The sequence below is a fragment of the Rhodococcus sp. SJ-2 genome (assembly GCF_053750035.1).
This window is the reverse complement of sequence record NZ_CM132340.1, coordinates 1,617,863-1,643,728: the sequence shown is the minus strand read 5'-3', so window position 1 is coordinate 1,643,728 and position 25,866 is coordinate 1,617,863. Positions and strand designations below refer to the sequence as shown.

The 25,866-nt window shown below is 65.8% G+C and carries 22 protein-coding genes; 17 read left to right on the top strand and 5 right to left on the bottom strand.

The window, feature by feature from the left end:
• Positions 1–63 precede the first annotated feature (63 nt).
• From ACSYG9_RS07525 to ACSYG9_RS07500, 6 genes are all read left to right on the top strand, one after another.
• Positions 64–591, top strand: coding sequence for a MarR family winged helix-turn-helix transcriptional regulator (locus tag ACSYG9_RS07525; protein ID WP_330133600.1), 528 nt, complete (start codon positions 64–66; stop codon positions 589–591).
• 121 nt (positions 592–712) lie between these two features.
• Complete coding sequence (locus ACSYG9_RS07520; RefSeq protein ID WP_454841900.1) at positions 713–1,915, top strand: homogentisate 1,2-dioxygenase domain-containing protein; 1,203 nt, start codon at positions 713–715, stop codon at positions 1,913–1,915.
• Positions 1,858–2,796, top strand: a complete 939-nt coding sequence (locus ACSYG9_RS07515; RefSeq protein ID WP_454841899.1) for a hypothetical protein — start codon at positions 1,858–1,860, stop codon at positions 2,794–2,796. Before ACSYG9_RS07520 ends, ACSYG9_RS07515 begins: the two co-directional genes overlap by 58 nt.
• On the top strand, positions 2,793–3,983 hold the full coding sequence (fahA, locus tag ACSYG9_RS07510; RefSeq protein WP_440126560.1) for a fumarylacetoacetase: 1,191 nt from the start codon (positions 2,793–2,795) through the stop codon (positions 3,981–3,983). The genes ACSYG9_RS07515 and fahA overlap by 4 nt, the downstream gene beginning before the upstream one ends.
• Complete coding sequence (locus ACSYG9_RS07505) at positions 3,980–4,738, top strand: 3-oxoacid CoA-transferase subunit A (protein WP_440126559.1); 759 nt, start codon at positions 3,980–3,982, stop codon at positions 4,736–4,738. The genes fahA and ACSYG9_RS07505 overlap by 4 nt, the downstream gene beginning before the upstream one ends.
• Positions 4,739–4,740: 2 nt before the next feature.
• Positions 4,741–5,388, top strand: a complete 648-nt coding sequence (locus ACSYG9_RS07500) for a CoA transferase subunit B (protein ID WP_454841897.1) — start codon at positions 4,741–4,743, stop codon at positions 5,386–5,388.
• 60 nt (positions 5,389–5,448) lie between these two features.
• On the opposite strand, the gene ACSYG9_RS07495 is transcribed toward ACSYG9_RS07500, so the two are convergent.
• The 3 genes from ACSYG9_RS07495 to ACSYG9_RS07485 all read right to left on the bottom strand — a co-directional run bounded on the left by ACSYG9_RS07495 (position 5,449) and on the right by ACSYG9_RS07485 (position 7,260).
• Positions 5,449–5,667, bottom strand: coding sequence for a helix-turn-helix domain-containing protein (locus tag ACSYG9_RS07495; RefSeq protein WP_454841895.1), 219 nt, complete (start codon positions 5,665–5,667; stop codon positions 5,449–5,451).
• Positions 5,667–6,299, bottom strand: coding sequence for a hypothetical protein (locus ACSYG9_RS07490; protein WP_440126556.1), 633 nt, complete (start codon positions 6,297–6,299; stop codon positions 5,667–5,669). Before ACSYG9_RS07490 ends, ACSYG9_RS07495 begins: the two co-directional genes overlap by 1 nt.
• Before the next feature lie 166 nt (positions 6,300–6,465).
• The gene (locus ACSYG9_RS07485; protein WP_454841894.1) at positions 6,466–7,260 is read right to left on the bottom strand and encodes an MOSC domain-containing protein; all 795 of its coding nucleotides are present in this window, start codon (positions 7,258–7,260) and stop codon (positions 6,466–6,468) included.
• Between ACSYG9_RS07485 and ACSYG9_RS07480 the strand changes: the two genes are divergently transcribed.
• The gene (locus tag ACSYG9_RS07480; RefSeq protein ID WP_440126554.1) at positions 7,259–8,257 is read left to right on the top strand and encodes an LLM class F420-dependent oxidoreductase; all 999 of its coding nucleotides are present in this window, start codon (positions 7,259–7,261) and stop codon (positions 8,255–8,257) included. The two genes, ACSYG9_RS07485 and ACSYG9_RS07480, sit on opposite strands and share 2 nt — an antisense overlap.
• A 91-nt stretch (positions 8,258–8,348) precedes the next feature.
• Entirely contained in the window at positions 8,349–9,245 is an 897-nt protein-coding gene (locus ACSYG9_RS07475; protein ID WP_454841892.1) for an alpha/beta fold hydrolase, read from the top strand.
• A gap of 96 nt (positions 9,246–9,341) precedes the next feature.
• On the opposite strand, the gene ACSYG9_RS07470 is transcribed toward ACSYG9_RS07475, so the two are convergent.
• Positions 9,342–10,523, bottom strand: a complete 1,182-nt coding sequence (locus ACSYG9_RS07470) for an MFS transporter (protein ID WP_454841889.1) — start codon at positions 10,521–10,523, stop codon at positions 9,342–9,344.
• Positions 10,524–10,682: 159 nt separating this feature from the next.
• Between ACSYG9_RS07470 and ACSYG9_RS07465 the strand changes: the two genes are divergently transcribed.
• Positions 10,683–12,044 carry an amidase gene (locus ACSYG9_RS07465; protein WP_454842913.1) on the top strand — a complete coding sequence of 454 codons (1,362 nt, stop codon included), beginning with the start codon at positions 10,683–10,685 and terminating at the stop codon, positions 12,042–12,044.
• A 12-nt stretch (positions 12,045–12,056) separates the two neighbouring features.
• On the opposite strand, the gene ACSYG9_RS07460 is transcribed toward ACSYG9_RS07465, so the two are convergent.
• Entirely contained in the window at positions 12,057–13,244 is a 1,188-nt protein-coding gene (locus ACSYG9_RS07460; protein WP_454841886.1) for a CaiB/BaiF CoA transferase family protein, read from the bottom strand.
• A gap of 233 nt (positions 13,245–13,477) precedes the next feature.
• Here ACSYG9_RS07460 and ACSYG9_RS07455 point away from each other — a divergent pair, with 233 nt between their 5' ends.
• The 8 genes from ACSYG9_RS07455 to ACSYG9_RS07420 all read left to right on the top strand — a co-directional run bounded on the left by ACSYG9_RS07455 (position 13,478) and on the right by ACSYG9_RS07420 (position 25,856).
• Complete coding sequence (locus tag ACSYG9_RS07455; protein ID WP_454841884.1) at positions 13,478–15,148, top strand: helix-turn-helix domain-containing protein; 1,671 nt, start codon at positions 13,478–13,480, stop codon at positions 15,146–15,148.
• A gap of 163 nt (positions 15,149–15,311) precedes the next feature.
• Positions 15,312–16,751, top strand: coding sequence for a solute carrier family 23 protein (locus tag ACSYG9_RS07450; protein ID WP_440126549.1), 1,440 nt, complete (start codon positions 15,312–15,314; stop codon positions 16,749–16,751).
• 87 nt (positions 16,752–16,838) lie between these two features.
• The gene (locus ACSYG9_RS07445) at positions 16,839–17,753 is read left to right on the top strand and encodes an FAD binding domain-containing protein (RefSeq protein WP_440126548.1); all 915 of its coding nucleotides are present in this window, start codon (positions 16,839–16,841) and stop codon (positions 17,751–17,753) included.
• Positions 17,750–18,424: a 2Fe-2S iron-sulfur cluster-binding protein gene (locus ACSYG9_RS07440; RefSeq protein WP_440126547.1), complete on the top strand. Its 675-nt coding sequence runs from the start codon at positions 17,750–17,752 to the stop codon at positions 18,422–18,424. The genes ACSYG9_RS07445 and ACSYG9_RS07440 overlap by 4 nt, the downstream gene beginning before the upstream one ends.
• The gene (cutA, locus tag ACSYG9_RS07435) at positions 18,421–20,931 is read left to right on the top strand and encodes an aerobic carbon-monoxide dehydrogenase large subunit (protein WP_454841881.1); all 2,511 of its coding nucleotides are present in this window, start codon (positions 18,421–18,423) and stop codon (positions 20,929–20,931) included. Before ACSYG9_RS07440 ends, cutA begins: the two co-directional genes overlap by 4 nt.
• Entirely contained in the window at positions 20,928–21,608 is a 681-nt protein-coding gene (locus tag ACSYG9_RS07430; protein ID WP_454841879.1) for an SRPBCC family protein, read from the top strand. The genes cutA and ACSYG9_RS07430 overlap by 4 nt, the downstream gene beginning before the upstream one ends.
• A 196-nt stretch (positions 21,609–21,804) precedes the next feature.
• Positions 21,805–23,907 carry a hydantoinase/oxoprolinase family protein gene (locus ACSYG9_RS07425; RefSeq protein WP_454841877.1) on the top strand — a complete coding sequence of 701 codons (2,103 nt, stop codon included), beginning with the start codon at positions 21,805–21,807 and terminating at the stop codon, positions 23,905–23,907.
• Positions 23,904–25,856: a hydantoinase B/oxoprolinase family protein gene (locus ACSYG9_RS07420; protein WP_454841875.1), complete on the top strand. Its 1,953-nt coding sequence runs from the start codon at positions 23,904–23,906 to the stop codon at positions 25,854–25,856. Before ACSYG9_RS07425 ends, ACSYG9_RS07420 begins: the two co-directional genes overlap by 4 nt.
• Positions 25,857–25,866 lie beyond the last annotated feature (10 nt).

The following is a 25,866-nucleotide window of genomic DNA, read 5'->3' as shown; positions in this document are numbered from 1 at the left end:
CGCTCGTTGTTCAGCAGATGATAAATGTGTGAACAAGCTCGCGGTCTGCGGTACTGTGGCCGCATGTCCGCACCCCGCGACCTCGACTACTGGTCCTTCGTCGAACTCGCGCAGGAGCGTCTGAACAGCAAGTTCGGCGACCATCACCGCAGCGCGACCGAAGTGTTGCTCACGTTGAACCGGGCGTCGGACATCGTCACCTACGACCTCGAATCGAGCGTGCACCGCCCGCGCGGACGCTCGTGGTCGGCGTATCGCCTGATGTTCGTGATCTGGCTGGCCGGTCCCATCGAGCCGAACGTGGCGGCGAGGCTGACCGGGATGAGTCGTGCGGCCGTGTCGAATCTCGCTAAACCACTGGTCGAAGCCAATGTTCTGGAGAAGACGCCCGTCAGCCACGATGCGCGTTCGGTGCAGCTGTCGCTGACCGAGGCCGGCGAGAAGGAAATCGTCGAGGCCTTCGGTGCGCAGAACGAGCGCGAACTCGCGTGGGTGGACGTCCTCAGCGACGCTGAGCAGCAGATTCTCGTGATGCTGCTGAACAAGCTCATCACCAACCGGAGCCAGTTCGACGTGCGCGGACGCAACTGATTCACGACAACTCGATCCCTGTGGTTGCGCTCACGCTCTCCAATTAGTTAATGTATTTACTAACCCCGGCGGCGGCAGAGACCCCGCGCAGCCCGATTCATCATTTCCGAGGAGCTGAACTATGGCTTTCTACCGACAGCTCGGCGTCATCCCGCCCAAGCGTCACACCCAGCACCGCGACGACAACGGCAACCTCTACTACGAGGAGCTGATGGGTGAGGAAGGTTTCTCGTCGGACTCCGCGCTGCTGTACCACAAGTACATTCCGTCGGCGATCGTGGACGCCACCGAGTGGAAGGTCCCGGACCAGACCACGACGCCGAACCATCCGCTCAAGCCGCGGCACCTGAAGCTGCACGATCTGTTCCCGGAGAGCGTCTGGAACGACACCGATGTCGTCACCGGCCGCCGCATGATCCTCGGCAACTCCGACGTGCGCATCTCGTACGCCGTGTCCAAGAAGCCGTCGCCGCTCTACCGCAACGTGGTGGGTGACGAAATGGTCTACGTCGAGTCGGGCACCGCGAACGTCGAAACCGTGTTCGGCACGCTCGAGGCCGAGCCCGGCGACTACGTGCTGCTGCCCATGGCCACCACACACCGCTGGGTACCGACGGGCGACGAGCCACTGCGCGCCTACACGATCGAGGCAAACAGCCACATCGTGCCGCCGAAGCGCTACCTGTCGAAGTTCGGCCAGTTCCTCGAGAATGCCCCCTTCTGCGAACGCGACCTGCACGGCCCCACCGAGCCGCTGATCGTCGAGGAGGAGAATGTCGAGGTGCTCGTCAAGCACCGCACCTCCCACGGCATCGTCGGTACCCGCTACCTCATGCCGAACCATCCGTTCGACGTCGTCGGCTGGGACGGCTGCTTGTACCCGTACACGTTCTCGATCCACGACTACGAGCCCATCACCGGTCGCGTGCACCAGCCGCCGCCGGCGCACCAGTCGTTCGAGGGCCACAACTTCGTGATCTGCAACTTCGTGCCGCGCAAGGTGGATTACCACCCGCTGTCGATCCCGGTGCCCTACTACCACTCGAACGTCGACTCCGACGAGGTCATGTTCTACGTGGGTGGCGACTACGAAGCACGCAAGGGTTCGGGTATCGGACAGGGCTCCATCTCGGTGCATCCCGGTGGCCACGCTCACGGACCGCAGCCCGGCGCGTACGAACGCAGCATCGGCGCCGAGTTCTTCGACGAGCTCGCCGTCATGGTCGACACCTTCCGCCCGCTCGAGCTCGGTGAAGGTGCTCTCGCATGCGAGGACACCACCTATGCGGGCAGCTGGAACCGCAATCGGGAGGCGTCCAAGTGACAACTTTCGGACCTCTGCTCACGCATCTGTGTGACGACGCCGCACTCTTCCCGCCCGGCAATGCGCCGATCGCGGATGCGGTACCCGCACATGCCGTCCACACCGCCGCCGATCACGCGCCGCTCGTCGGCTCGTTCGTCTTCCCCGCCGGCCGTCTCGGCGAGCTCGCCGAACTGCTCGCACGGACGCCGTACAGCGGTGAGCTCGAGCTGAGCTTGACGGTGCCCGCAGGCACCGCCGCGGTTGCACCCGCGCTGGAGAAGGCAGCGACACTCGATTCGGTGTCCGTCACCGCCCTCGAGATCGCCGTTCCCGCAGAGCAGACGGTCGACGAACTGTTTGCCGCGCTCGGTGAGATCTCCTCGACCGAGACGGAACGCGACATCTTCGTCGAGGTGCCCCGCGACGACCGTCGGCCGGAGATCCTGGCACGTCTCGCGCAGACGCCGTACTCGGCGAAGTTCCGTACCGGAGGCATCGTTGCCGAGGCATACCCGGACGAAGCGGAATTGGCCGACGCGATCCGCACGGTTGTGTCCTCGGGTGTGCCGTTCAAGGCCACCGCGGGACTGCATCACGCGGTGCGCAACACCGACCCCGAAACCGGTTTCGAGCAGCACGGCTTCCTGAACATCCTTGCTGCGGTCGCCGTAGCGCTGGGCGGCGGAGACAACGCAGCCATCGCCGAGGTGCTCGCCGACCGTGACGGTGCCGCGCTTGCGTCACGCCTGAAGAACCTGTCCGAGGAGCGCGCCGCCGAGGTACGCAGCATGTTCCGCTCGTACGGAACCTGCAGTATCGCCGACCCGCTCACCGACCTGCTCGACCTCGGCCTCGCACCGTCGACCGTATCCCCGATCAGCGAAGGAACGCACGAATGACCACCATTGCAATCCCGGACGACTCGCTCTTCGGACCCGACAACCTGCCCTACGGCATCTTCTCCACCGCTGATTCGGAGCCGCGTGTCGGTGTGCGCGTGGGGGATTCGGTTCTCGACCTGAGTCGCGTGTTCGAAGACGATGTTGTCTTCGCCGAGCCGACCCTCAACGCCTTCATGGCACAGGGACGTGCGCGCTGGGACGAGGTGCGCGCCACCATCAAGCAGACGATCGCCGGCGATATTGCCGACGACGCCGTCTTCCCGGTTACCGACGTCACGCTGCACATGCCGATCGAGGTCGCCGACTACGTCGATTTCTATGCGTCGGAGAATCACGCATCGAACCTGGGCCGGTTGTTCCGTCCCCAGAACCCCGACCCGCTCATGCCGAACTGGAAGCACCTGCCGGTCGGCTACCACGGTCGCTCGTCGACCGTCGTGACCTCGGGTGTCGATATCGTGCGTCCGTGCGGTCAGCGCAAGGGCCCGAATGACGAAGCGCCCGTGTACGGCCCGTCGATCCGGCTCGACATCGAAGCCGAGATGGGCTTCATCGTCGGTACAGGCTCGAAGATGGGCGAACAGATCGCTCCCGACGACTTCGCCGAGCATTGCTTCGGTGCCGTGATCCTCAACGACTGGTCGGCACGCGACATCCAGGCATGGGAGTACGTGCCGCTCGGACCGAACCTCGGCAAGTCGTTCGCGACGTCGATCTCACCGTGGGTCGTGCCGATCGCCGCGCTCGAGGCCGCGCGCATCGACACCCCGGTTCAGGACCCCGAACCGCTGCCGTACCTGAAAGGCGCCGAGAAGTGGGGGCTGGACATCGATCTCGCGGTCGAGTGGAACGGACACATCGTGTCGCGGCCGCCGTATGCGCAGATGTACTGGTCGCCCGCGCAGATGCTTGCGCACACCGCGGTCAACGGTGCCGCGACCCGCACCGGCGACCTGTTCGGCTCCGGCACCATCTCCGGCACGGAGAAGGATCAACGCGGTGCGTTCATCGAACTCACCTGGGGCGGAGCAGAACCCGTCCAGGTCGGTGACGAGACTCGCACCTTCCTCGAGGATGGCGACGAAATCTCCATCTCCGCTACCGCTCCTGGACCGAACGGTTCGCGTATCGGTTTCGGTGAGGTGCGCAACCGCATCCTGCCCGCCACAGGGGACAGCAAGTGAGCAAGGTTTTCGCTACCGCGGACGACGCGGTCGCCGATATCCCCTCGGGTGCGTCGCTCGCCGTCGGCGGCTTCGGTTTGTCGGGTATCCCCGATGAGCTGATCAAGGCGATCGCTGCGGGTGACGCCACCGACTTCGAGGTGTTCTCCAACAACTGCGGCGTCGACGGGCACGGACTCGGAATTCTTCTCGGCGAGAAGCGGATCAGCCGGGTCACCGCGTCGTACGTCGGTGAGAACAAGGAGTTCGCGCGGCAGTATCTCTCGGGTGAGCTCGAGGTCGAGCTGACACCGCAAGGCACCCTGGCCGAGAAGCTCCGTGCCGGTGGTGCCGGGATTCCGGCGTTCTTCACTCCCGCTGGGGTCGGCACGCCGATCTCCGAGGGTGGTCTGCCGTGGCGGTACGCGGCCGACGGCTCCGTGGAGATTGCGTCGCCCGCGAAGGAGATCCGCGAGTTCCGCGGCAAGCGGTACGTGCTCGAAGAGTCGATCAACGCGGATTATTCGCTGGTGCACGCGCTCAAGGGCGACACCGAGGGCAACCTGGTGTTCAACAAGGCTGCGATGAACTTCAATCCGCTGGCGGCGATGGCGGGCAAGGTGTGCATCGTGCAGGTCGAGGAGCTCGTCGAACCGGGTGAGATCGATCCGGCGCAGGTGCATCTTCCGGGGGTCTTCGTCAGCCGCATCGTCCATACGGGTATGCAGGACAAGCAGATCGAGAAGCGCACCGTCAGCGCCGGAAAGGTGGTCTGAGCATGACTGCTGTTGTGGAGACGCTCGGCTGGTCGCGTACCGAGATGGCGGCGCGTGCAGCGCAAGAACTGTCGCCGGGCGAGTACGTCAACCTCGGTATCGGCCTGCCGACCCTGATCCCGAATTACCTGCCCGAAGGTGTGCGGGTGACTCTGCATTCGGAGAACGGGATTTTGGGCACCGGCCGGTATCCGACCGAGGACGAGATCGACCCGGATCTGATCAATGCGGGCAAGGAGACCGTGACGGTCAATCCCGGTGCCGCGTTCTTCGATTCGTCGTTGAGCTTCGGCATGATCCGTGGCGGCCACATCGACACTGCCGTGCTCGGTGGGATGGAGGTCTCGGCGACCGGTGATCTGGCGAACTGGATGGTGCCGGGGAAGATGGTCAAGGGCATGGGCGGTGCGATGGATCTGGTGCACGGTGCCCGCAAGGTGATCGTGCTGATGGAGCACACCGACAAGCAGGGTAATCCGAAGCTCGTCGAGAAGTGCTCGCTTCCGCTGACGGGTGAGGGTGTGGTGCAGCGGATCATCACCAATCTTGCCGTCATCGACGTGACAGACAATGGTCTGGCCCTGCGTGAGTGCGCGCCGGGCGTGACCGAAGAGCAGGTCCGTGCAGCAACAGGAGCGCCCCTGGCTTGATAGCCGGACCACGCAGCGATGCCCGGGACCCACAAGGTCCCGGGCATCGCCGTGTGTACGTCACTCGACCGAAAGTAGCTCTCCCACAGAACAGTCCAGAACCCTGCAGAGTGCGGTGAGAGTCGAGAAGCGTATGGCGCGCGCCCGCCCGTTCTTGAGCACAGAGAGATTGACGACGCTCACCCCCACCTCGTCGGCCAACTGCGCCAGCGTCATACCTCGGTCGGCGAGCAGTGTGTCGAGGTGGCAGCGGACGGCATGCTCTGTTTCGGGGGGCATCAGATGAGGCCCTCGTTGTCCCGGGCCATGCGGCTTCCGATGCGCAGCGCGATGGCCACTGCCGAGAGCGCCATGCAAAACACGTAGCCGTACCAGAATTCAGGCCCGAGCCCTGCGAAGTCGAGCATGTCCCGAGCCTCCACATCGCGCAGCAACATGTTGGTGCCGAGAGTCCGGGGCATCTGAGGAACGAGGATCGCGGCGATTCCGGTGAGGGACGCGATCCAGACGAGTCGAACCGCGAGACGGTCGAACATCCGGCCCCGTACGAACCGCGCCACCATCCAGCTCAGAAGCGCCAGTATGGCCAGATAGCCGAGCGTCTGCAGTCCCTCTGCACTGCGGAGGAAGCCCACGGTGACGGGGGAGAGCGCGTCGGTCGGCACTTCGAGGGTGGACGGGGACCCCAGTTGCATCGCGACACCCCCTAGCGATGTGAGGGTCTGGGGTTCATCGAACTCGACACGCGCTGTGACGATCCCGGCGTTCAGTTCGTGGAGTAGCCGGGTGACGTAGGTGTAGAGGACGACGCCGCCGGTGAGGGCGAAGACCGCGATCGACGCCCACAGGTCGCGGCGATCCTTCTTCGACGTGTCGGTGGGGGTGATCGGTCCGGTGTCGGTCGTGTCCATGTCGTCTCCCATGCCTCTCGGCGGACGTATCGATAAACGATGTATCGATAATCGTTATACCCATCGACAAACGATATGTCCAGCCTCGTGGTTCACCACTGCGACATCTGCAGACAGAAACAACCCGGCCGTCGGCGGTTTCTGTCTCGAAAATGCGCGCCTGGGCTCAGGCGGCCGTAATCTCCACCGGATCGCCGCAGCGCACGGTGCCCGTCTCGCGGACCTGCGAATACACGCCGATGCACGGCGCTTCCTTGCCGCCTTCGCGGGTCATTACGCGATTGCGTGACATGACGGTGCGCAGCATCTCGCGCCGAGCCGGGATCTCCTGATGGTCCAGGGTCACCATCACGCACCGATCCGTACGCTTGTTCGGTTCGATGACGACGTCACCGAGCGCGAGCCGAACAGCCAGCCAGTCGTTCTCGACGAACCCGTCCATGCCTTCGGTGTCGACGACGATCGTGGGACGGAACCGGCGGACTGCGACATCGAACGGGTCGCCGGTCTCCAGCGCGTCGACCGACGACGTCGTGAGCACATGAAGATGGGCCGCGTCGTAGGTACGGGCTCTGCCTTCGAGCCGGACGGCGTGCCCCGTCAGATCCGACAACATCTCATCGACGCCCTGGTCGTCGCCGCTCACCACGGTGCCGTCGGGGAAGGTCAGCTCCAGCGACGCCGGGTCGCGCGGCTCGGTGTCGTCCGTCAGCCGTGCGCCGCACGTCAGCAGCACCCCGAACCGACGGAACTTCTTCGCAGTCGCCACTGCTCCGGACTCGGCGTCGACGACCGCCCACACGTGATCGCCGCGCAGGCCGTCGGCTTCGATGGTCGCCGCTGCCAGCTGTTCGCCGCCGAACGACTTGACCGGATACCGCCACAGCTGACCGATACGCACAAATCCCCAGCATACGGATGCGGTGTGACCCGCGGGAACGTGCTCTAGGGTGACGGCCATGACGGATACCGAGCAAGCGAACGAAGCGACGGGACGTGCCACACGACGGTGGGGGCTGACAGTTCCCCTCGACGGCATCCCCCTGGCCGATCAGCGCAGTCTCATCGAAGAACTTCCCGACCTCGGCTACACCGACGTGTGGTCGTCCGAAGCGAATGTGGCCGACGCGTTCACGCCGCTCGCACTTGCGAGTGCGTGGGCGCCCACGTTGCGGCTCGGTACCGCCATCGTTCCCGTCTACACCCGAGGCCCGGCCACACTCGCGATGTCGGCTGCGACCCTGGCTTCCGCTGCTCCGGGCCGGTTCGTGCTCGGCGTCGGCACGTCGTCGAACGTGATCGTCGAGAAATGGAACGGCATCCCCTTCGACGAGCCCTACAAGCGCGCCCGCGACACACTGCGTTTCTTGAAGTCGGCATTGGCCGGTGACAAGGTGACCCAGCAATACGACACCTTCTCTGTCGACGGGTTCCGCGCCGGTATGGTCGCGGACCCCGCTCCGCCCGTGCTGCTCGCGGCACTGCGACCGGGAATGCTGCGGCTCGCCGGACGGGAGGCCGACGGGGCGATCGTCAACTGGCTGTCGGCGGACGACGTCCGCACTGTCGCGCCGTACGTCCACGAAGGCGGTGAGGGCAAGGAGATCGTCGCCCGGATCTTCGTGCTCCCCGGATACGACACCGACACCGCCCGTGCGATGGGCCGGCGCATGATCGCCGCATACATGAACGTGCCCGTCTACCGGGCGTTCCACGAATTCCTCGGACGGTCCGACGAGTTCGAAGGCATGTGGAGGTTGTGGGCGGAAGGCGATCGTAAGGCCGCGCTCGACGCGATCCCCGACAGCGTCGTCGACGATCTCATCGTGCATGGACATCCGGATGCATGCCGTGAGCACATCGAGCGGTACACGGAGGCGGGGGTGACCACGCCGGCGATCCTGCTCGTCGCGCCCGGTGATCCGACACCGATGGTGAGGGCGCTCGCACCGCGCTGACGTCCTTGCGAGTAGTCACGATCCGGTTGCGGCGGTTAACGGAAGGGAACGCGGAGACGAATAATCGGGCAGGTCTCTGCGAGGAGTGTTCATGCCCGATTCACCTTCCCGGTTCACCGTCGCGGCCGACGACGGTGTGCCGCTCGTCGCGTATGTGGATGGTCCGGCCGATGCCGAGCTCACGGTTGTGTTCGTTCACGGCCATTGCCAGGACTCGTCGTGCTGGGACGGTGTCGGAAACCGATTGGGTGCGCCCGGGATCCGGACGGTGAGCTACGACCAGCGTGGCCACGGCCGCTCCGGGATCGGCGACGTCGAGTCGTTCACCTTCGACCAGTTGGCGCGCGACCTCGACTCGGTGCTTCGTGCGCTGGTGCCGCGTGGTCCCGTGGTATTGGCCGGATACTCGATGGGCGGCATGGTGTCGCTGGCCTATGCCCGACTGCACCCCGGTTCGATCGGAGGCCGGATCGTCGGCTTTGCGTTGGTGTCGACCGCCGCGGGCGGGCTCGCCGAGGACGGTGTCGGCCGGTATCTGAGACATCCCGCCGCGTCTTTCCTGCACCGCGCCGTCCTGCGCGCGCCACGAACCATGGAACGGTCGAAGCGCGCAGGCGGCGCGGTGTGCACGATGCTCGGGCGTCGCCGTCCGGCGGAATCGTGGCTGCGCATGCTCGGAATGGTGCTGGCGAACGAGACATCGGTCGTCACCTGGTCGCGGCTGCTGGCGGCATTCGCGGTGCTCGACGAATTCGATGCAATCGGTGCACTCACCGGCGTCCCCGTCGTGGTGGCGGCGGGGACGGCGGATCGGTTCGTGCCCATCGCACATTCGGAAATGATCGCCTCACACCTGCCCGGAGCCGAGTTGGTCCGGATCCCAGGCGCGGGACACCGCGTGCTTTCCGAGAGCGCCGGCATGGTCGCCGGGGCTCTCGACAGCCTGCTCGAGCGGGTTCGCAACGCTACGCTCTTTGCTACAGGTTGACGTGGATGACCCGCACCCCGACCCGGTTCATCGCCGGGATCGGCTACGGACAGCGATGCGTTCGACGCCGCGCTCCTACCTATCGGGAGGAGGAGTTCACGTCCGTGCTTCGATGGGCGATCCCGTTGCGGCATGTATCCGCCCTATGGCCAGGCCCGCACACATCAACGCGGCAACTGCAGCGAAGCACACACCGAATCCCAGGTGCGGGGCAGCGAGCGAGATGACGAACGGCACCGCGAAACCGAGATAGATCAGGCAGTAGAAGACCGCCACGCTCTGCGCCAGCTCGTCGGCCGGAGCGATGTGCTCCACCGCGACGAGACCTGAGATGAGCAGGATGCCGTAGCCCGCACCGAGGAGAACAGCTGCGACGACGATCACGACGACCGCCCACAGCCCACTCGCATATGCGGTACCGGCACCCGCGGCGAACCCGAGGACTCCGATCCCGATCCCGATCCGCACCCCGAGACTCTCGTCGTGCCGGGCGATGCGTCGCGCCAAGGGCTGGATCAATGCGCCGGTGAGCAGAGTGAGCGCGGCGATCGTGCCGGTGAACGCAATGGATACTTCGCTCACCGTATCGGACACGAGCGGCGGAAGCGTCACGAAGGAGACCGTGGCACACCCGAACACCCACGGAGCCCACGGCACCACACCCCACCGGAACCGCGGGTTCGACAAGATGGACAACCGCCACGAACCCTGCACCGTGCGCGGCACGTGGTCGTCGGGCACCGGCCACACCAGCACCAGAGCCACTGCCATGAGCACGATGTGCACGACATAAGCCAGCAATTCGGGCGCGGGCAGCCATTGCGCGATGAGCCCGGCGAACAGCGCTCCGCAGCCGAAGCCTGCCGACAGCGATACCGCGGCGCGACGTGCTCCCACCCCCGCACCTGCGTCAGCGCTGAGCTCCTTCATCCAGGCGGTGCCTGCGCCGAACGCCATCCCCGACGCCAGGCCCGCGAGGACCCGGCCCAGATACAGCAACCCGGGTAGCTCGGCGCCGAGGAGCAGCACCACCGACGACGCGATGCTCACCGGGACCATCGCGAGGATCACCGGACGTCGGCCGATCCGATCGGCGACCCGGCCGAAGTACAGCAGCGCGGGAATCAGCCCCAGGATGTAGGAGCCCAGCATGGCGGTGAACGACCCACTGCCCAGACCCAGATGCTCGCGGTAGACGAGCTGCATCGGAGCGAACTGATTGGCGCCCCAGCTCACCGCGAACACGGCGAACGACAGACGAGCCCACGGCGCAAACATGGACCGATCCTGTCAGGTGTCTCCCCGCGCTGACGTATCAACTGTTCACAGTGCGACCGCCGCGATCCTGTGGACACTGGACGTTGGCGGCCCGGCCCACCCGCACCTAGCGTTCACGTCCATCGGAACGAAGGAGGATGCGTGGAGACGAGCGGTCGTGTGGCGGCGGGTACCTGGGTCGGAGCGGACGCCCACACGATTGCCTGTGCGGTGCGCCGGCGAGAGACCTCGGCGCGTGCAGTCGTCGAGGAACATCTCGCGCACATCGAGGACCGCAATCCGAGGCTGAACGCACTTGTCACCGTCGCGGCCGGGCAGGCCCGGCGCGACGCGGATGTGCTCGACGACCGGATCGCGCGCGGTGAGCGGACCGGCCCGCTGTCCGGGGTCCCATTCACCGCGAAAGATCTGATCACCACAGCCGGGGTCCGCACCACGGCAGGGTCGCGCGCTCTCGCACAGAATGTGCCCTGCGCCGACGCGCCGGCTGTCGCGGCGATGAAGGCGGCGGGGGCCGTTCTGATCGGGAAGACCAACACCCCGGAGTTCGGTACGTCCGGTCTCACCGACAACGAGCTGTTCGGACCGACGGCGAATCCTTTGGGAACCGCTGATCTGCCGCGTTCCCCGGGCGGGTCGAGTGGCGGGGAAGCGGCAGCGATCGCCTCGGACATGAGCGTGCTCGGACTGGGTACGGATTTCGGTGGATCGGTACGGTGGCCCGCGCACTGCACAGGGCTGACCTCGATCCGCCCGACCGCAGGCCGGGTATCCGGGGACGGTCAGTACCCCGGTGTGCGGTCCCGCGATCATGTGCTGGCGAATCCCCACACGGTCCACGGGCTACTCCAGACCATCGGCCCGATGGCGCGCAGCCTGAACGACGCTGCCCTCGTGCTGCGGACGGTGTCGGCGCCGCACGTCGCGTGGCTCGATCCCGCGACGGTCGACGTCGGCGAACTCGACATCACCTGGGCGCCGGGGGAGGGCACCGTGCCGGTCGCCGCAGACATCGTGGCGGCAGTGGTGGAGACGGCAGGCCGACTCCGTGCTCGTCGCTACCGCGGGTCGGCGCTGAGCGAAGGCAACGCCCTGTTCGGGAGGTTGCGTGCGACGCAGACGCACACCGACATCACGGCCCTCGCTGCTCCGGGCGAGTTCGGCGCATGTATCCAGGAGATATTGTTCGCCAAAGTATCTCCGCGCAGCATCGATGTCGAAGACCTGTGGGCTGCGCGTACCCGGCTCGTGCACAGGTTGCTCGCCGAGATGGGCGATCTGCTCGTGCTTCCGGTCGCGTCGATCGGTGCTCCCCTCCTCGGCCGTGACCGGTTCGACGTCGACGGTCGTTCCCTCACGTGGCAGGAGGCGCTGGCGAGCTGCCGCACGATCAGCGTCGTAGGCTTCCCGTCGGTGGTGGTGCCGGTGGGACAGACGAGCGACGGCATGCCGATCGGTGTGCAGCTCGTCGCCCGCCCTTTCCACGAACACATTGCGCTGGCAGCGGCAGCGACACTGTGAGGAGGCTCCGGATCAGATGACCCCGGATCGGTGAAGGGATTCGAGCTGGTCACCGGAGACCCCGAACTCGGCGAGCACCGCGTCGGTGTCTTGCCCCAGGATCATCGGCGGGGCGTTCCGAATCGGCAGCGTTTCGGAATCGACCCAGAACGGTCCGCGCATCAGGGGCAGTTCCTTACCGTCGGGCGTAGACACGTTCTGAACCATGTTCAGTGCCTGCACTTGCGGATCTGCGAACGCCTGATCGACGGAATGAACGGGACCACAGGGTATTCCGGCATCCCGCATGGCCGATACCCAGTCGGCTGCCGATCTGTGTGTCAGTAGTTCGAGAAGTTCCTTCGTGAGCCTGTCGCGGTGCTCGAGACGGGACTTGCCGGTGGCGTACTCGGGGCGCGCCGCGAGATCGGGGTCGCCGAGTGCCGAGCAGAGAGCTTCCCAATGCTTGTCGGAACCGGTTGCGATGATGATCGGATAGTCGGCGGTGTCGAAGCAGCCGTACGGGGTGATGGTCGGGTGGGTATTGCCGTTGGCTTCGGAAACCCTTCCCGTGCTGAGATAGTCCTGCGCCTGGAAGGTCATGATCGACAATGCCGATTCGATCAGTGAGGTCTGCACATGGTGGCCCTCGCCGTCGCGCGACCGAGCGACGAGCGCGGCTGTGATACCCAGTGCCGCATAGATTCCCGACACCGTATCGATGATGGGTATGCCCACTCGCATGGGTGTGTTGTCACCTGCGCCGGTGACGGACATGAGTCCTGACATGCCCTGCGCGACCTGATCGAGTCCCGGCGCGAACTGGTCGGGTCCGGTGGGCCCGAAGCCGCTGACGCTCATCACGATCACGCCGGGGTTGTCGCGTCGAAGTGATTCCTGGTCGAGCCCCATCGCGGCAAGGACTCCGGGCCGGAAGTTCTCGACGACCACATCGACCTCGGAAGCCATACGGCGCAGCAGTTCACGCCCTTCGTCGGACCGCATGTCGAGCGCGACAGAGCGTTTGCTCCGGTTCACCGATGCGAAGTACAGGCTGTCGGATCCGTCGAACGGAGGCCATTGGCGCGAACTGTCGCCCCCGCTGATGGATTCGACCTTGATGATGTCGGCGCCGAAGTCGGCGAGCAGTGACGTGCACAGGGGGCCGGCGAGGGCTCGGGACAGATCGAGAACGCGGACGCCGTGGAGTAGAGGCTTCATCGTCACGACGATGGTCGAGAGGGATGCCTCACCGCGACGGCGACAATGTACAAGTGGGTGCGTACGATTTCGGCGCAATCTGTGGCTGGTGTTCCGAAGGTCGGCGTCTAACGTCGAGGATCGACCACGCTCTTGTCGGGTGTCGGTGTTGACGGCTCCGTCCCGGGGAATCTATGGTCATGGTCTCGCGCCCGGCGGGATGGACGACTGGCAGGTGAGCGGGTGTTGCTGTGATGGTGCGGAAGACGAATGCCTCCCAGAACGGCGACTCCGGCGCCCATCGGACGACCGTCGACTCCCCTTCGTTCGCCGACGTCGTTGCATCGGGACTACTGGTCGACCCGACGGTGATCGCGGGCGACCCGGCGACCGCACGCGACATCACCGCCGTCGCCGTGATGATGCTTCCGGAGATCGGGCCGTGGTTGCGTCCGAACCAGCTTCTCGTCACCTCGACCACGGTGCTCGCGCGCCTCTCAGGAACGATCGGCGATTTCACGGCGCGGTTGGGTCGGAACAAGATCGCAGGCCTCGTGGTTCGGCTCGACGAAGGCTGTGAGCTTCCGGGCGGCATCGCGGATGAGGTCGCCTTTCCGATCGTGACGACCTCCGATGACATCGTCGCCGGACACGAGTTCGCTCAGGGCCTCGCGGAGATGGCGAAAACGCAGGTCGATTCCGTCCTGAGAGCCGATCATCTGCGCCGAGGGCTCCTCGAGATCGTGATGGCGGGCGGGGGATACAAGGCGCTTGCCGACGCTGTCGCGCAGAGGCTCGGCGGTGCGGTACTGATCACCACGCCGGACGGCCGCCAGACCTGTCGTGCCGGAGCCGACGCGGACTTCTGCTGGCTGGCGTCGACCGCTGCCCTGGACTCGACGGGCCGGGTCCGCACGGATGCCCTCGACGGCGGGCTCGGGTTGCACCGCTTCGACGACGAGTACGTGGCGATCGCAGCGATTTCGGCGAACGGCATCGACCACGGCCGTCTCGTACTGTTCTGTCCGGGACGCACTCTCGCGTGTGAGGATCTGTACCTCGTCGAGCAGGCCGCGACGGTATGTGCGCTTGTGGTGAGCAGGGAACTGGCGGTCTCCGCAGTCGAGGAGAAACACCGCGCCAACTTCGTCCGCGACTTGTTGCGCGGGCGCGGTGGCGACCCCGAGCAGGTCATCGTGCACGCGCAGATGTTCGGCTGGAATCTCGACCGGAACATCGTGGTGGTCGCGGTCGAACCGGACGTCCTGGACGACGATGCGCCGACTGCGCCCGCGCGCCTGCCTGTCATCGAGCGGCAGGCGAGGGCCTTCGTCGGCGCTGTCGCCGGACGTGATCCAGGAGCGGCCGTGACCGCGCTCGCGACGGAGATCGTGATCGTCATGGGCGAAAGCAGCGACACCATGACGCTCGTCCACGAACTCGTCGCCCAGGTGCGCGGCGCCGGAGGCGGTGGTCGTCTGCCGTTCGGAGTGGGGGTCTCGCGGGCGGCGTCGTCGACCGTCGACCTGCCCGCGCTCTACAGCCAGGCCAGGACCGCGCTCGAGGTGGGGCGCAAGATAACCGGGGCGTGGGCCGTCACCCACTTCGACGATCTCGGTGTGTATCGGCTGCTCAGTCTCGTCGAGGACACCGACGAACTCGAGTCGTTCGCGCGGGAGACGCTCAAAGACCTCACCGACGAAACCGCAGAAGCGCAGGACATGCGTCGCACCCTCGAAGTGTTGCTCGCGACGAACATCAACATCGCAGAAACCGCGCGCCAGTTACATTTTCATTACAACACGTTACGCTATCGGGTCGCGAAGCTCGAGAAGATGTTGGGCCCGTTCACCGCGCATCCCGAGCTGCGTCTCGACCTCTCGCTCGCCCTCAAGATCATCGCGATGCGCGGGATCAATTCCTGATATTGCCAATATCTGCCGTCCCGCACTGGCAGATTGTTCCCATCCTCGAACGTCCCCACTCAATTAACGTTTGCGCCTATCCGGGTGCATGTGTGAGCGGCAACACAACCGTAACAATCCACGTCGACTCTCTTGGCACCACACTCTGCCTGAAAGGTCCGCCATGGCCATATGGACGTTGCACGGAGACGGAAAGACCATCGAACCGGGAGGGGTGGTCGCACCGAACGAAAGGCTGAGCTGGGGCCGCACCATCGGGCTCGGCGGTCAGCACGTGGTGTCGATGTTCGGTGCCACCTTCGTCTTCCCGATCATCATGGGCCTCAATCCGCAGCTTGCGGTGATGCTTTCAGGGTTCTGTACGTTGTTCTTCCTGCTCGTCGTCAAGGGCCGCATCCCCAGCTATCTCGGGACCTCGGCGGCATTCGTCGGCGGCATCGCGGCGATCCACGCGCAGGGCGGCACCAGTGCGGAAGTCACGGGCGCGATCATGGTGTCGGGTCTGGTGCTCGCGGCGATCGGCGTCGCGATCCACTTCCTCGGTGGTTCGGTGGTGTTCAAGGTTCTGCCGCCGGTCGTCACCGGCGCGGTCGTCATGCTCATCGGATTCAATCTGGCTCCGGTCGTGGCGGGCACTTATTGGCCGCAGGATCAGTGGGTGGCGCTGATCGTGATGATCGTGCTCGTCATTTCCAGCGTCGTCCTCCGCGGTTTCCTCGGCCGGGTCGCGATCTTCCTGTCGTTGCTGTTCGGCTACGCGCTGTCGTGGGTGCTCGACCTGGTCACCGGACCGATCACCTCGTACGACGCGACTGCTGACGCGGTGACCGAGCACTTCCGGGTCAACTGGGACGGTGTCGCGTCGGCATCGTGGTTCGGGCTGCCGCCGTTCACCGACGAAGCGAACGGCATCGTCGGCATCCACGCGCCGTCGTTCAGCCTCACGTTCATCGTGCTCGTCCTGCCCGGGGTGATCGCCCTGATCGCGGAGAACGCCGGCCACGTCAAGGCCGTCGCGGAGATCACGAAGACCGACCTCGATCCGATGATGGGGCGCGCGCTCGCCGCGGACGGCCTCGCCACCGCCATGGCCACGGGCGTCGGCGGCTCGCCGACCACCACCTATGCGGAGAACATCGGTGTCATGGCAGCGACGAGGGTGTACTCGACCGCCGCCTACGCCGCGGCAGGCGTGATCGCGCTGCTGCTCGGGTTCTCCCCGAAGTTCGGTGCCGTCATCTCGGCGACACCGGGTGGAGTACTGGGCGGTATCACCGTCGTTCTCTACGGCATCATCGGCCTGCTCGGCGCCAAGATCTGGAAGGAGAACGGCGTGGACTTCGGTAATCCGATCAACCTCATGCCCGTCGCCGCGGGCCTGATCATCGCGATCGGCGACACGTCACTGCAGTTCACCGACACCTTCTCGCTCAGCGGCATCGCGCTCGGCACCATCGTCGTCATCGTGCTCTACCACGTGTGCCGCGCGATCGCGCCGAAGGACAACCCGGATGACACCGATGACGGTATGGGCCTGCATCGCGAACCGGACGCAGATCCGGACGGCGGCACCGCGAGGAGCCGAGTCGAACAGCCGGCGTGACCACTATTACTTTTGACAGAGCGAGAGCGTGAGCGTTGTCACTTCTTCACGACACACCGATCACACGATGCGGGCAGGATCTACAGAATGAAACCGTCGCCACTCACTTATCACCGGCCCCGGTCGATCGACGAGGCCTGCGAAATCCTTGCGCGGGTTGCCCCTGAGGGCAAGGTGCTCGCCGGTGGTCAGTCGCTGGTTCCGCTGCTGTCGATGCGGCTCGCCGCGCCCGCACACGTCGTGGACATCGGGTCCATACCGCGCTTCGCCGCGGTGACGGCTTCGCCGGAGCTCGGTGTCACGTTCGACGCCCTGGCGACACACAGCGTGCTCGAATCCGACCCGGGGGCGGCGGCAGTCCAGCCGCTCCTCGGCCGGGCACTGCGGCTGGTTGCGCACCCGACCATCCGTAACCGCGGCACCACGGTGGGGTCCATCGTCCACGCCGATCCTTCCGCGGAGATGCCGGCCGTGCTGGCGTTGCTGGGTGGCACACTCACGGCACGATCGGTGCGCGGGGTCCGGGAGATCGAGGCCGACGCCCTGTTCGCCGGTCCGCTCGAATCCACTCTCGAGCCCGACGAGATCGCGACAAGCGTCACGGTGCCATCTGCCCGCCCCGGCGTCGGCACCGCGATCGACGAGATCGCCCGCCGCCACGGCGATTACGCCCTCGTCGGGGTGGTGGCACAGGTGAAGGTCGAAGACGGCCTCGTCGTGGGCGCTCGGATGACCTATGTGTCCGCCGGGGAACTCGGGCAGGTCGTCGACTACAGCGACGCCCTGAGCGGAGCATCGGCAACGGACGACCGCGATCCCCAGTGGCAGCAACTCGCGGAGGTCGCACGCGAGAACGTCGAGACCGACGCCGATATCCACGCGACCGCCCGCTACCGGTCGCAGCTGGTCGCGGCACTGACCGCACGAGTCGGCTTCGCCGCCGCACAGGACGCCGCACACGACGGGATCAGAATGCCGATGCCGACAGGAGGAATGTCATGACGAGCACGATGCCGCGTGGAAGCCGAGGCCGCGCGCCGGAACGCACACTCGACGAACAGGTGAGCGAGCTGGAGGCCGAGACCGGCGAACAACACGTCGCGGTGACGTTCACGCTGAACTCGGTGACACAGACGGTGGTGCTGCCGTCACGGACGCTCGCCTCCGACGCGATCCGGCACCACCTGCGCCAGACCGGCACCCACGTCGGATGCGAGCACGGCGTGTGCGGAGCGTGCACGGTCCTGCTCGACGGCAAGCCCGTGCGCTCGTGCCTCGTGTTCGCGGCGAGCCTCGAAGGGCGTTCGGTGACGACGGTCGAAGGACTCGTCGAACCCGACGGCACGCTGCACCCCGTGCAACAGGCATTCATCGACTGCCACGGTCTGCAATGCGGCTTCTGCACACCGGGTTTCGTCACCACCATCGCCGCGTACCTCGAGGAGAATCCCTCGCCCACCCGGGAAGAGGCGACCGAGGCGATCGCGGGCAACCTCTGCCGGTGCACGGGATACCAGAACATTCGGGCAGCGGTGCTGCGCGCCGCGGAGATCACCAGGGAACGCGCAGGCGGCTCACCGCTCGGACCCGACGACGACGCGGCGCGCGCGTCACTCGACGACAAGGTCCGCGGCACCACCGGCCCGGTAGGTGGAAAGGCAGGACGAGCATGACGAGCACCACCGACGCTTCGACCGGCACGGCCCCGGAGCTGGCGCCGCACGGCGTCGACAGTGTCGGGGAGTCGGGTAGGTCGTTCGGCACCCCGATCCCGCGCAGCGAGGACCGCAGACTGCTCAGCGGCGAGGGCCGGTACCTCGACGACCTGGGGCGAGGCGCCCTCATCGCCGCGTTCGTCAGATCACCGCACGCCCATGCCCGTATCACCGGCATCGACATCGACGCAGCCCTCGAGGTGCCCGGGGTGCACGCTATCTACACATACGACGATCTCGTCGACGACGGACCGCAGATGGCGGAGAATCTGCCGCTGCTGATTCCGCATCCGGCGATCACCGCCCCTCGCAACGGGTATCCGCTCGCGAAGGACGAAGTCAATCATGTCGGCGAAGCCATCGCCATGGTGGTCGCCGACAACCGATACATCGCAGAGGACGCGTGCGCCCTCATCGACGTCACCTACGAGACACTGCCCGAGGTCGTGGGCATCGACGTGTCCCGCCGCGCCGAGCGCAGCGTCCACCCCGATGTGCCCGACAACGTCGCCGCACACCTGCAACACGGATTCGGCGACGTCGACGCAGAACTCGCGGCCGCACCGCACCGTCTGACGCTGAACCTCGAGATCGAGCGGTCCGCCTCGATGCCCATGGAAGGCAAAGGTGTCTACGCGCGCTGGGACGACGACGAGAAGACCCTGACCTTCTGGACTTCCACACAGACTTCGACTTCCGCACGCGCCGCGATCGCCGCGCGGCTCGGCATGGCGCACAACAAGGTGCATTGCATCGCCCCCGACGTCGGCGGCGGCTTCGGCGTGAAGATCGTGCACCCGTGGCCCGAAGAAGTGATGGTGACGTGGGCTGCTCGCAGGCTCGGCCAGGCAGGCATCTCCAACGAGGTGAAATGGGTCGAAGACCGTCGTGAACACTTCATCTCGAGCGCGCACGAGCGCGGACAGCTGCACGAGGTCACCGTCGGGTTCGATGACGAGGGACGGCTGCTGGCCTTCGATTTCTCCATCTGGCACGACAACGGCGCCTACCTGCCGTACGGCATCATCGTGATCCTCAACACCTCCACTCAGGTGCTCGGCCCGTACAAGCCGAAATCGTTCCGGGTGGATGCCTATTCGCTGTACACCAATACCGTCATCGTCACTCCGTATCGAGGTGCAGGCCGGCCGCAGGGTGTGTTCGCGATGGAACGATCGATGGATGCGATCGCGAAGTACCTGGGCAAGGACGTCATCGCGGTGCGGGAGGCCAACCTCATCCGGCCCGAGGAGATGCCGTACGACTTCCACCTCACCTTCCAGGACGGTCGCCCGCTCATCTACGACACCGGCAACTACCAGGCCGGCATCGACAAGCTCAAGGAACTCATCGACTGGGACGGTTTCGCCGAGTACAAGTTGCAGGCGAAGACCGAAGGACGCACCGTCGGAATCGGTATCGGCGCCTACGTCGAAGGAACCGGCCCCGGGCCGTACGAGGGCGCGCATGTGCTCGTCGAGACGTCGGGCAAGGTGAAGGCTGCGACCGGCCTGACCACCCAAGGCCAGGGTCACCAGACGTCGTTCGCGCAGATCGTCGCCGACGATCTCGGCGTTGCCGTGTCGGATGTCGAGATCGTGACCGGTGATACTCGCCGGTTCGGATATGCGGTAGGCACTTTCGCGTCGCGCGGCGCGGTGATGTCCGGCTCGGCGTTCCACGTGGCGGCACAGATGGTTGCCGAGAAGGCGAAGAAGATCGCCGCCGAGCACTTGCACATCGACCCTGCGAATCTCGAGCTGCGCGGCGGGCACGTGTGCGTCCTCGGCACCGAACCCGGGGCGGAGGGCACATCGATCCCGCTCGGAGTCGTCGCGGTGCTGTCCAATCCGTTGCGTTACGCGTTCGACGACGCTTCCCGGCAGGCAACAGGTTTCGCCAAGGCCGATACCGATATGACGGTGCCACCCGTCCGCGAAGGAGAGCAGCCCGGACTCGAGGCCACCGGATACTATTCGCCGCCCACCTCGACGTTCGCGTCGGGTATACACGCGGCGATCGTCGAAACCGACCCCGTCACCGCGGAGATCCATGTGCGGAAGTATGCGGTGGTGCACGACTGCGGCAACGTGATCAACCCACGGATCGTCGAAGGCCAGGTGATCGGTGCAGTGGCCCAGGGCATCGGCGGCGCACTGTACGAGCGGATCGTCTACGACGAGCACGGCCAGATGCTCAACGCGTCCTACATGGACTTCCTGATGCCGTTCGTCACCGAGATGCCGGACTCACTCGAGATGGATCACACGGTGACTCCGTCCGCACTCAACCCCCTCGGAATGAAGGGCGCGGGGGAAGCGGGCGTGATCCCGACGTCGGCCGTCATCGCCGCCGCGATCGAGGACGCGGAGGGCATCCCGATCACGTCCATGCCGATTTCCCCCTCGGAGTTGTTCGAGCTGCGTCTGACTCACGCGGCAACCCGGAGCAAGGAGAACGAATGAGAATCGCCGGTACCGCGCAACTGCTGGCACCGCCGGAGGTCGTGTACGACAGCCTGCAGGACGGCCGTGTTCTCGCGGCCACCATCCCCGGTGTGCAGTCGCTCGAACAGGTCAGCGACAACCACTACAAGCTGTCCATCACCGCGGGGGTGGCGTCGATCAAAGGCACCTACGACGGTGAAGTCGTTCTTTCCCAGCAGAACAGGCCCGACTCGTTCGTGATGACCGCATCGGGTTCGGGTGCGCCGGGAACGGTCAAGGCCGATGTGACGGTCAGACTCGAAGAGCGTGACGGCGGCACCGTCCTGAGTTACGACGCCGATGCAGTCGTGGGCGGCATGGTCGGTGGCGTGGGCCAGCGGATGATCACCGGTGTCGCGAAGAAGATGGCGGGGGTGTTCTTCAACGGCATCGACGGAGTGATCGCCAACGGCATCCCGGAACCCGCAGCGGGCGGATCCGTTGCCGATACCGCGCCCGCCGGAACCGTGAGCGCAGGCGCCGAGAGCGTAGGAGCGGTGGTTGCCGCGGCCGGGGGCGCCCCGATGCCGGTGGCTGCCGCGTCGGAGCACACGGCTGCCGGTATGCCGGTTGCCACTGTCCTGGTCTCGGCCGCGGTGGGTGCGGGTATCGCGCTCGCCGGTGTCGTGCTGGGCGGGATTCTCGCCCGAAGGTAGGGCTGCGCGACACGAACGGAAATCGGCACCCCGGGCCTGCTGGCCCGGGGTGACGTCGTCTGTACCGCGGCCGATGCAGAACCCCCAACAATCCGGAGAGAGTTCGGCGAAATGTGACAAAGAAACAGCGTCGCGCAGCGGGTGGAATGGCAACAAGCGTCAGGGAAGAACCGGCGAGACGAACCCAGGAGGAAGCGTGGGATCCAGGAAGATTCGGGTCGGTATCGATACCGGCGGAACATTCACCGACATCGTGGCAGTGGACGACGAGTCCGGTGCGATCGTCACGACGAAAACCCCGTCGACCCCGGCAGACCCGGCGGTGGGATTTCTCGCCGGCATCGAGAAGGTGCTCGCGAAACTCGGCGAGACCGGCGACGCGATCGGAGCCGTCAGCCACGGCACCACCGTTGCGACCAACAAGCTGCTCGAAGGCAAGGTCGGCCACCTCGGATTCATCACTACCGAGGGCTACGAACACGTACTCGAGATCGCCCGCCAGTCCGTCCCCGACGGCTACGGCAACTCTTATTTCTGGGTCAAGCCCGACCGCATCGTGCCTGCCGACCGGGTCAAGACCGTCGGAGGTCGACTCAACTTCGAAGGCAAGGAGATCCGTCCGCTCGACGAGGACGATGTCCGTGCCGCGGCCCGGTTCTTCCGGGAGAGCGATGTGCGCACCATCGGCGTGTGCCTGATGCACTCGTACGCGAACCCGGACCACGAGCGCCGCGTTCAGGAAATTCTGCTCGACGAGTATCCCGAGGCGACGGTGAGCATCTCGAGCGAGGTGCTGCGCGAGTACCGTGAGTACGAGCGGTCCATCACGACGCTTGTCGATGCCTCCGTCAAGCCCAATATCCGCAGCTACGTCGGCAACATCGCGAATCGCCTGCGCGAGTTCTCCTCGCTCGACGGCGAATCACGCGACATTCCGTTCTACGTGATGAAGTCGAATGGCGGTGTGCTGTCGGCGAAAGAGGTTGTGAATCAGCCGATCACAACCGTCCTGTCCGGTCCCGCTGCCGGTGCGCTCGGAGCGGCGCTCATCGCGGGTGTCGCGGGAGTCGATCAGGTGCTCACATGCGATGGCGGCGGCACCTCCACCGACGTCACCGTGGTGGTCGGCGGCGAGCCCGCTCTGACCACCGAGGGCCGGGTCGGCGTGTACCCGTCGAAGATCCCGATGATCGACGTGGTCACCGTCGGTGCCGGTGGCGGTTCGATCGCGTGGATGACTCCGGAAGGCACCCTCCGTGTGGGCCCGCAGTCGGCAGGCGCCGATCCCGGCCCGTTGTGCTACGGAAAAGGTGGCGACGAGCCGACCATCACCGACGCGCACGTGCTGCTCGGCCGCATTCCGCCCCACCTGCTCGGCGGCGAGATCCCCCTCGACACCGAACTCGCCCGCAAGGGTGTCGAAGAGCTCGCCCACCGGCTTGGGCTCGAATTCGAAGCCTGCGCCACGGGCATCCTCGAAGTATCGGCGTGGAACCAGGCCAATGCGTTGCGGCAGGTCACCGTCAAGCGGGGGCTCGACGTCCGAGACTTCACGCTCGTCACCTTCGGCGGTTCCGGCTCGTTGCTCGCGTGCCGGCTCATCGACATCCTCGGTCTCAAGGATGTCCTGGTCCCGCTCAATCCCGGCAACGTCTCGGCGTTCGGCCTGCTCACTGTCGACGTCCGCAACGACTACGTGCAGACGCACGTGAGCAGGCACGACCGGTTGCAGGTCGCCGAGCTGCAGACCGGACTCGACGCGCTCGCGGTGGAAGCCGAGCGCGCGCTCGCCGATGAAGGTTTCGCTCCCGACGAGCGTCGCTACGCACGCTCGGCAGACCTCCGGTACCTCGGACAGGCCTTCGAGGTGCGAGTACCGCTCGGCGACGGGCCGGTCACCCAGGAGCTGATGGACGAGGCAGCCGCACGGTTCCACGAGGCCCACCGGGAACTCTACGGATACGACTTCTGTGGCGATCCGCACCAGCATGTGGAGTGGGTCAATCTCCGGGTCAGTGGTATCGGGCCCATCAAGCGTCCCGAATTGAAGGAGATCGCCGCAGGCCGCGGCGCCGACGTCGCGATCACCGGCACCCGCGAGGCGTACTTCGACGAGTGGGTCACCACCGAGGTGTACGACCGGACCCTGCTCGGTGCAGGCGACGAGCTGGACGGGCCCGCCGTGATCGAGGAGTTCAGCTCCACCATTCCCGTCCACCCCGGATTCCGCGCGCGCGTCGACGCGTTCGGGAACATCCGCATCACCAAGACGTCCGACTCGAACGGAGCGAACCGATGACCGCGATCCTCGATTCCGCCGCAGCCCAGGCGGCGAAACCCTATCGGCTGACCGACGCCGGGGGAGCAGCACCCGATCCGGTGCTCGTGGAGATCGTCGCCGGCTACCTCGCGAGTGTCGAGATGGAAGTGGAGACCTCCATCTCGCGGACCTCACGGTCGCCGATGATCCGCGACGCCCACGATTTCCGCGCAGGAATCCACGACCGGAACCTCCGCAAGCTCACCGGCCGTTCGTATTCGGCGCTCGTGCACCCCGTCGCGCGCGACTTCCCGCTCGACACCATGAAGCCCGGCGACGTGTTCTTCCACAACGACGTCTACCTGTCCGAAGGTGGCATCGGCCATCTGCCGGACCTGTGCGTCACGGTGCCGGTGTTCGCAACCCGCCCCGGTGAAACGGAACCGACGGTCGTTGCGTTCGTGCAGGCGTTCGGCCACCACGACGACATCGGTGGTTGCTGCCCGGGATCGATGCCGTCGGGTGCGACCACGGTGTTCGAAGAGGGCCTGATGGTTCCGCCGATCAAGTTGTGGGACCAGGGTGTTCCCAACGAGGCAGCGCTGCGCATCATGACCCGCAACTCGCGGACACCCGACGCGCTGGCCGCGGACCTCGACGCCGAATGCTCCGCGTGCCTCATGGGTGCGCGGCGTCTCACGGAACTGTTCGAGCGGTACGGCGTGGAGACCGTCGAGTCCTGCTTCGACGCGATGATGGACGCCACTACGGAGACCTACCGTCGCGAGATCCTCAGCAAGATCCCGAAGGGTGAATACACCTGGGAGGACTACGCCGAGCACGACGGCGTGGACGAACCCATGCTGCACGTTCAGCGGATCACCCTGACGAAGACGGGGCCGGAGGACGAGGGCGGGGAACGCCTGATCCTCGACTTCAACGGCACCGGCCCGCAGGCCAAGGGACCGATCAACCACTGCGGCGACTACGCCGACGGCAACTTCCTCATCAAGTGGCTGGCCCCGATCCTCCGCAATCTGGCGGACACCCCGGAACGCATGGCCGAACTCGACGTCAACGAGGGCGTCGTGCCGTTGATCGAGATGAAGTTCCCCGAAAAGGGCACGCTCATCACGCCGATCTTCCCGGCGCCTACCAATGCCCGCACATTCGTGATCCTGCGTCTGCTCGGTGTGCTGGCCGGGGTGGTTGCGAAGGCCGTCGACGGCAACATGCCCGCCGACCAGGAGACCATCCGATACACCGGTGTGTACGGCGAGGACTTCGAGGGCCACTCGTACCTCATGCGTGAGGTACTGGGCGGTGGCTCCGGTGGACGCAACTACGCGGACGGCGAGGACACCATCCATGTGGTTCCCGACTCGCGCAATCTGCCGACGGAGTTCACCGAGAGCCGGTTCCCATTCATCGTCGAAAAGCTGGGTCTGGCCGTCGATTCCGGTGGAGCGGGTCGGTACCGCGGCGGCCTGGGATACGAGAAGCACATCCGGATGCTCAAGGACGCGCACTTCATGTCCATCGCCGACCGATCGATTCTGTCGTGCTGGGGAGTCAAGGGCGGTAAGGCGGGGCGACCGTTCTCGGTGGTGCTGAATCCTGGCACCCCCGACGAACGCGAATTCGACGCGCTCACCGACGCCGAGCCCATCAAGGCAGGCGAAGTGGTCCGGATTCGCACCACTGGTGGCGGCGGCTGGGGCGACCCGCTCGACCGGCCCGTTGACGAGGTGGTACGAGATGTGCTGTGGCGCAAGGTGTCGGTAGACGGAGCGCGTGCCGATTACGGTGTCGTCCTCAAGGATGCCCCCGTCGACGCGCCGGTCGCGGACATCTCGGCAACCGAGGCATTGCGCGAGCAGATGCGCTCGGAGCGCGCTGCGGAGGAGCCGTTCTTCGATCGTGGTCCCGGTTACGAAAGGCTCTCCGGGGGAGCCAAGTTCGCCGAGTACGACTTCATCGGGAACTGACTCGTGGTTG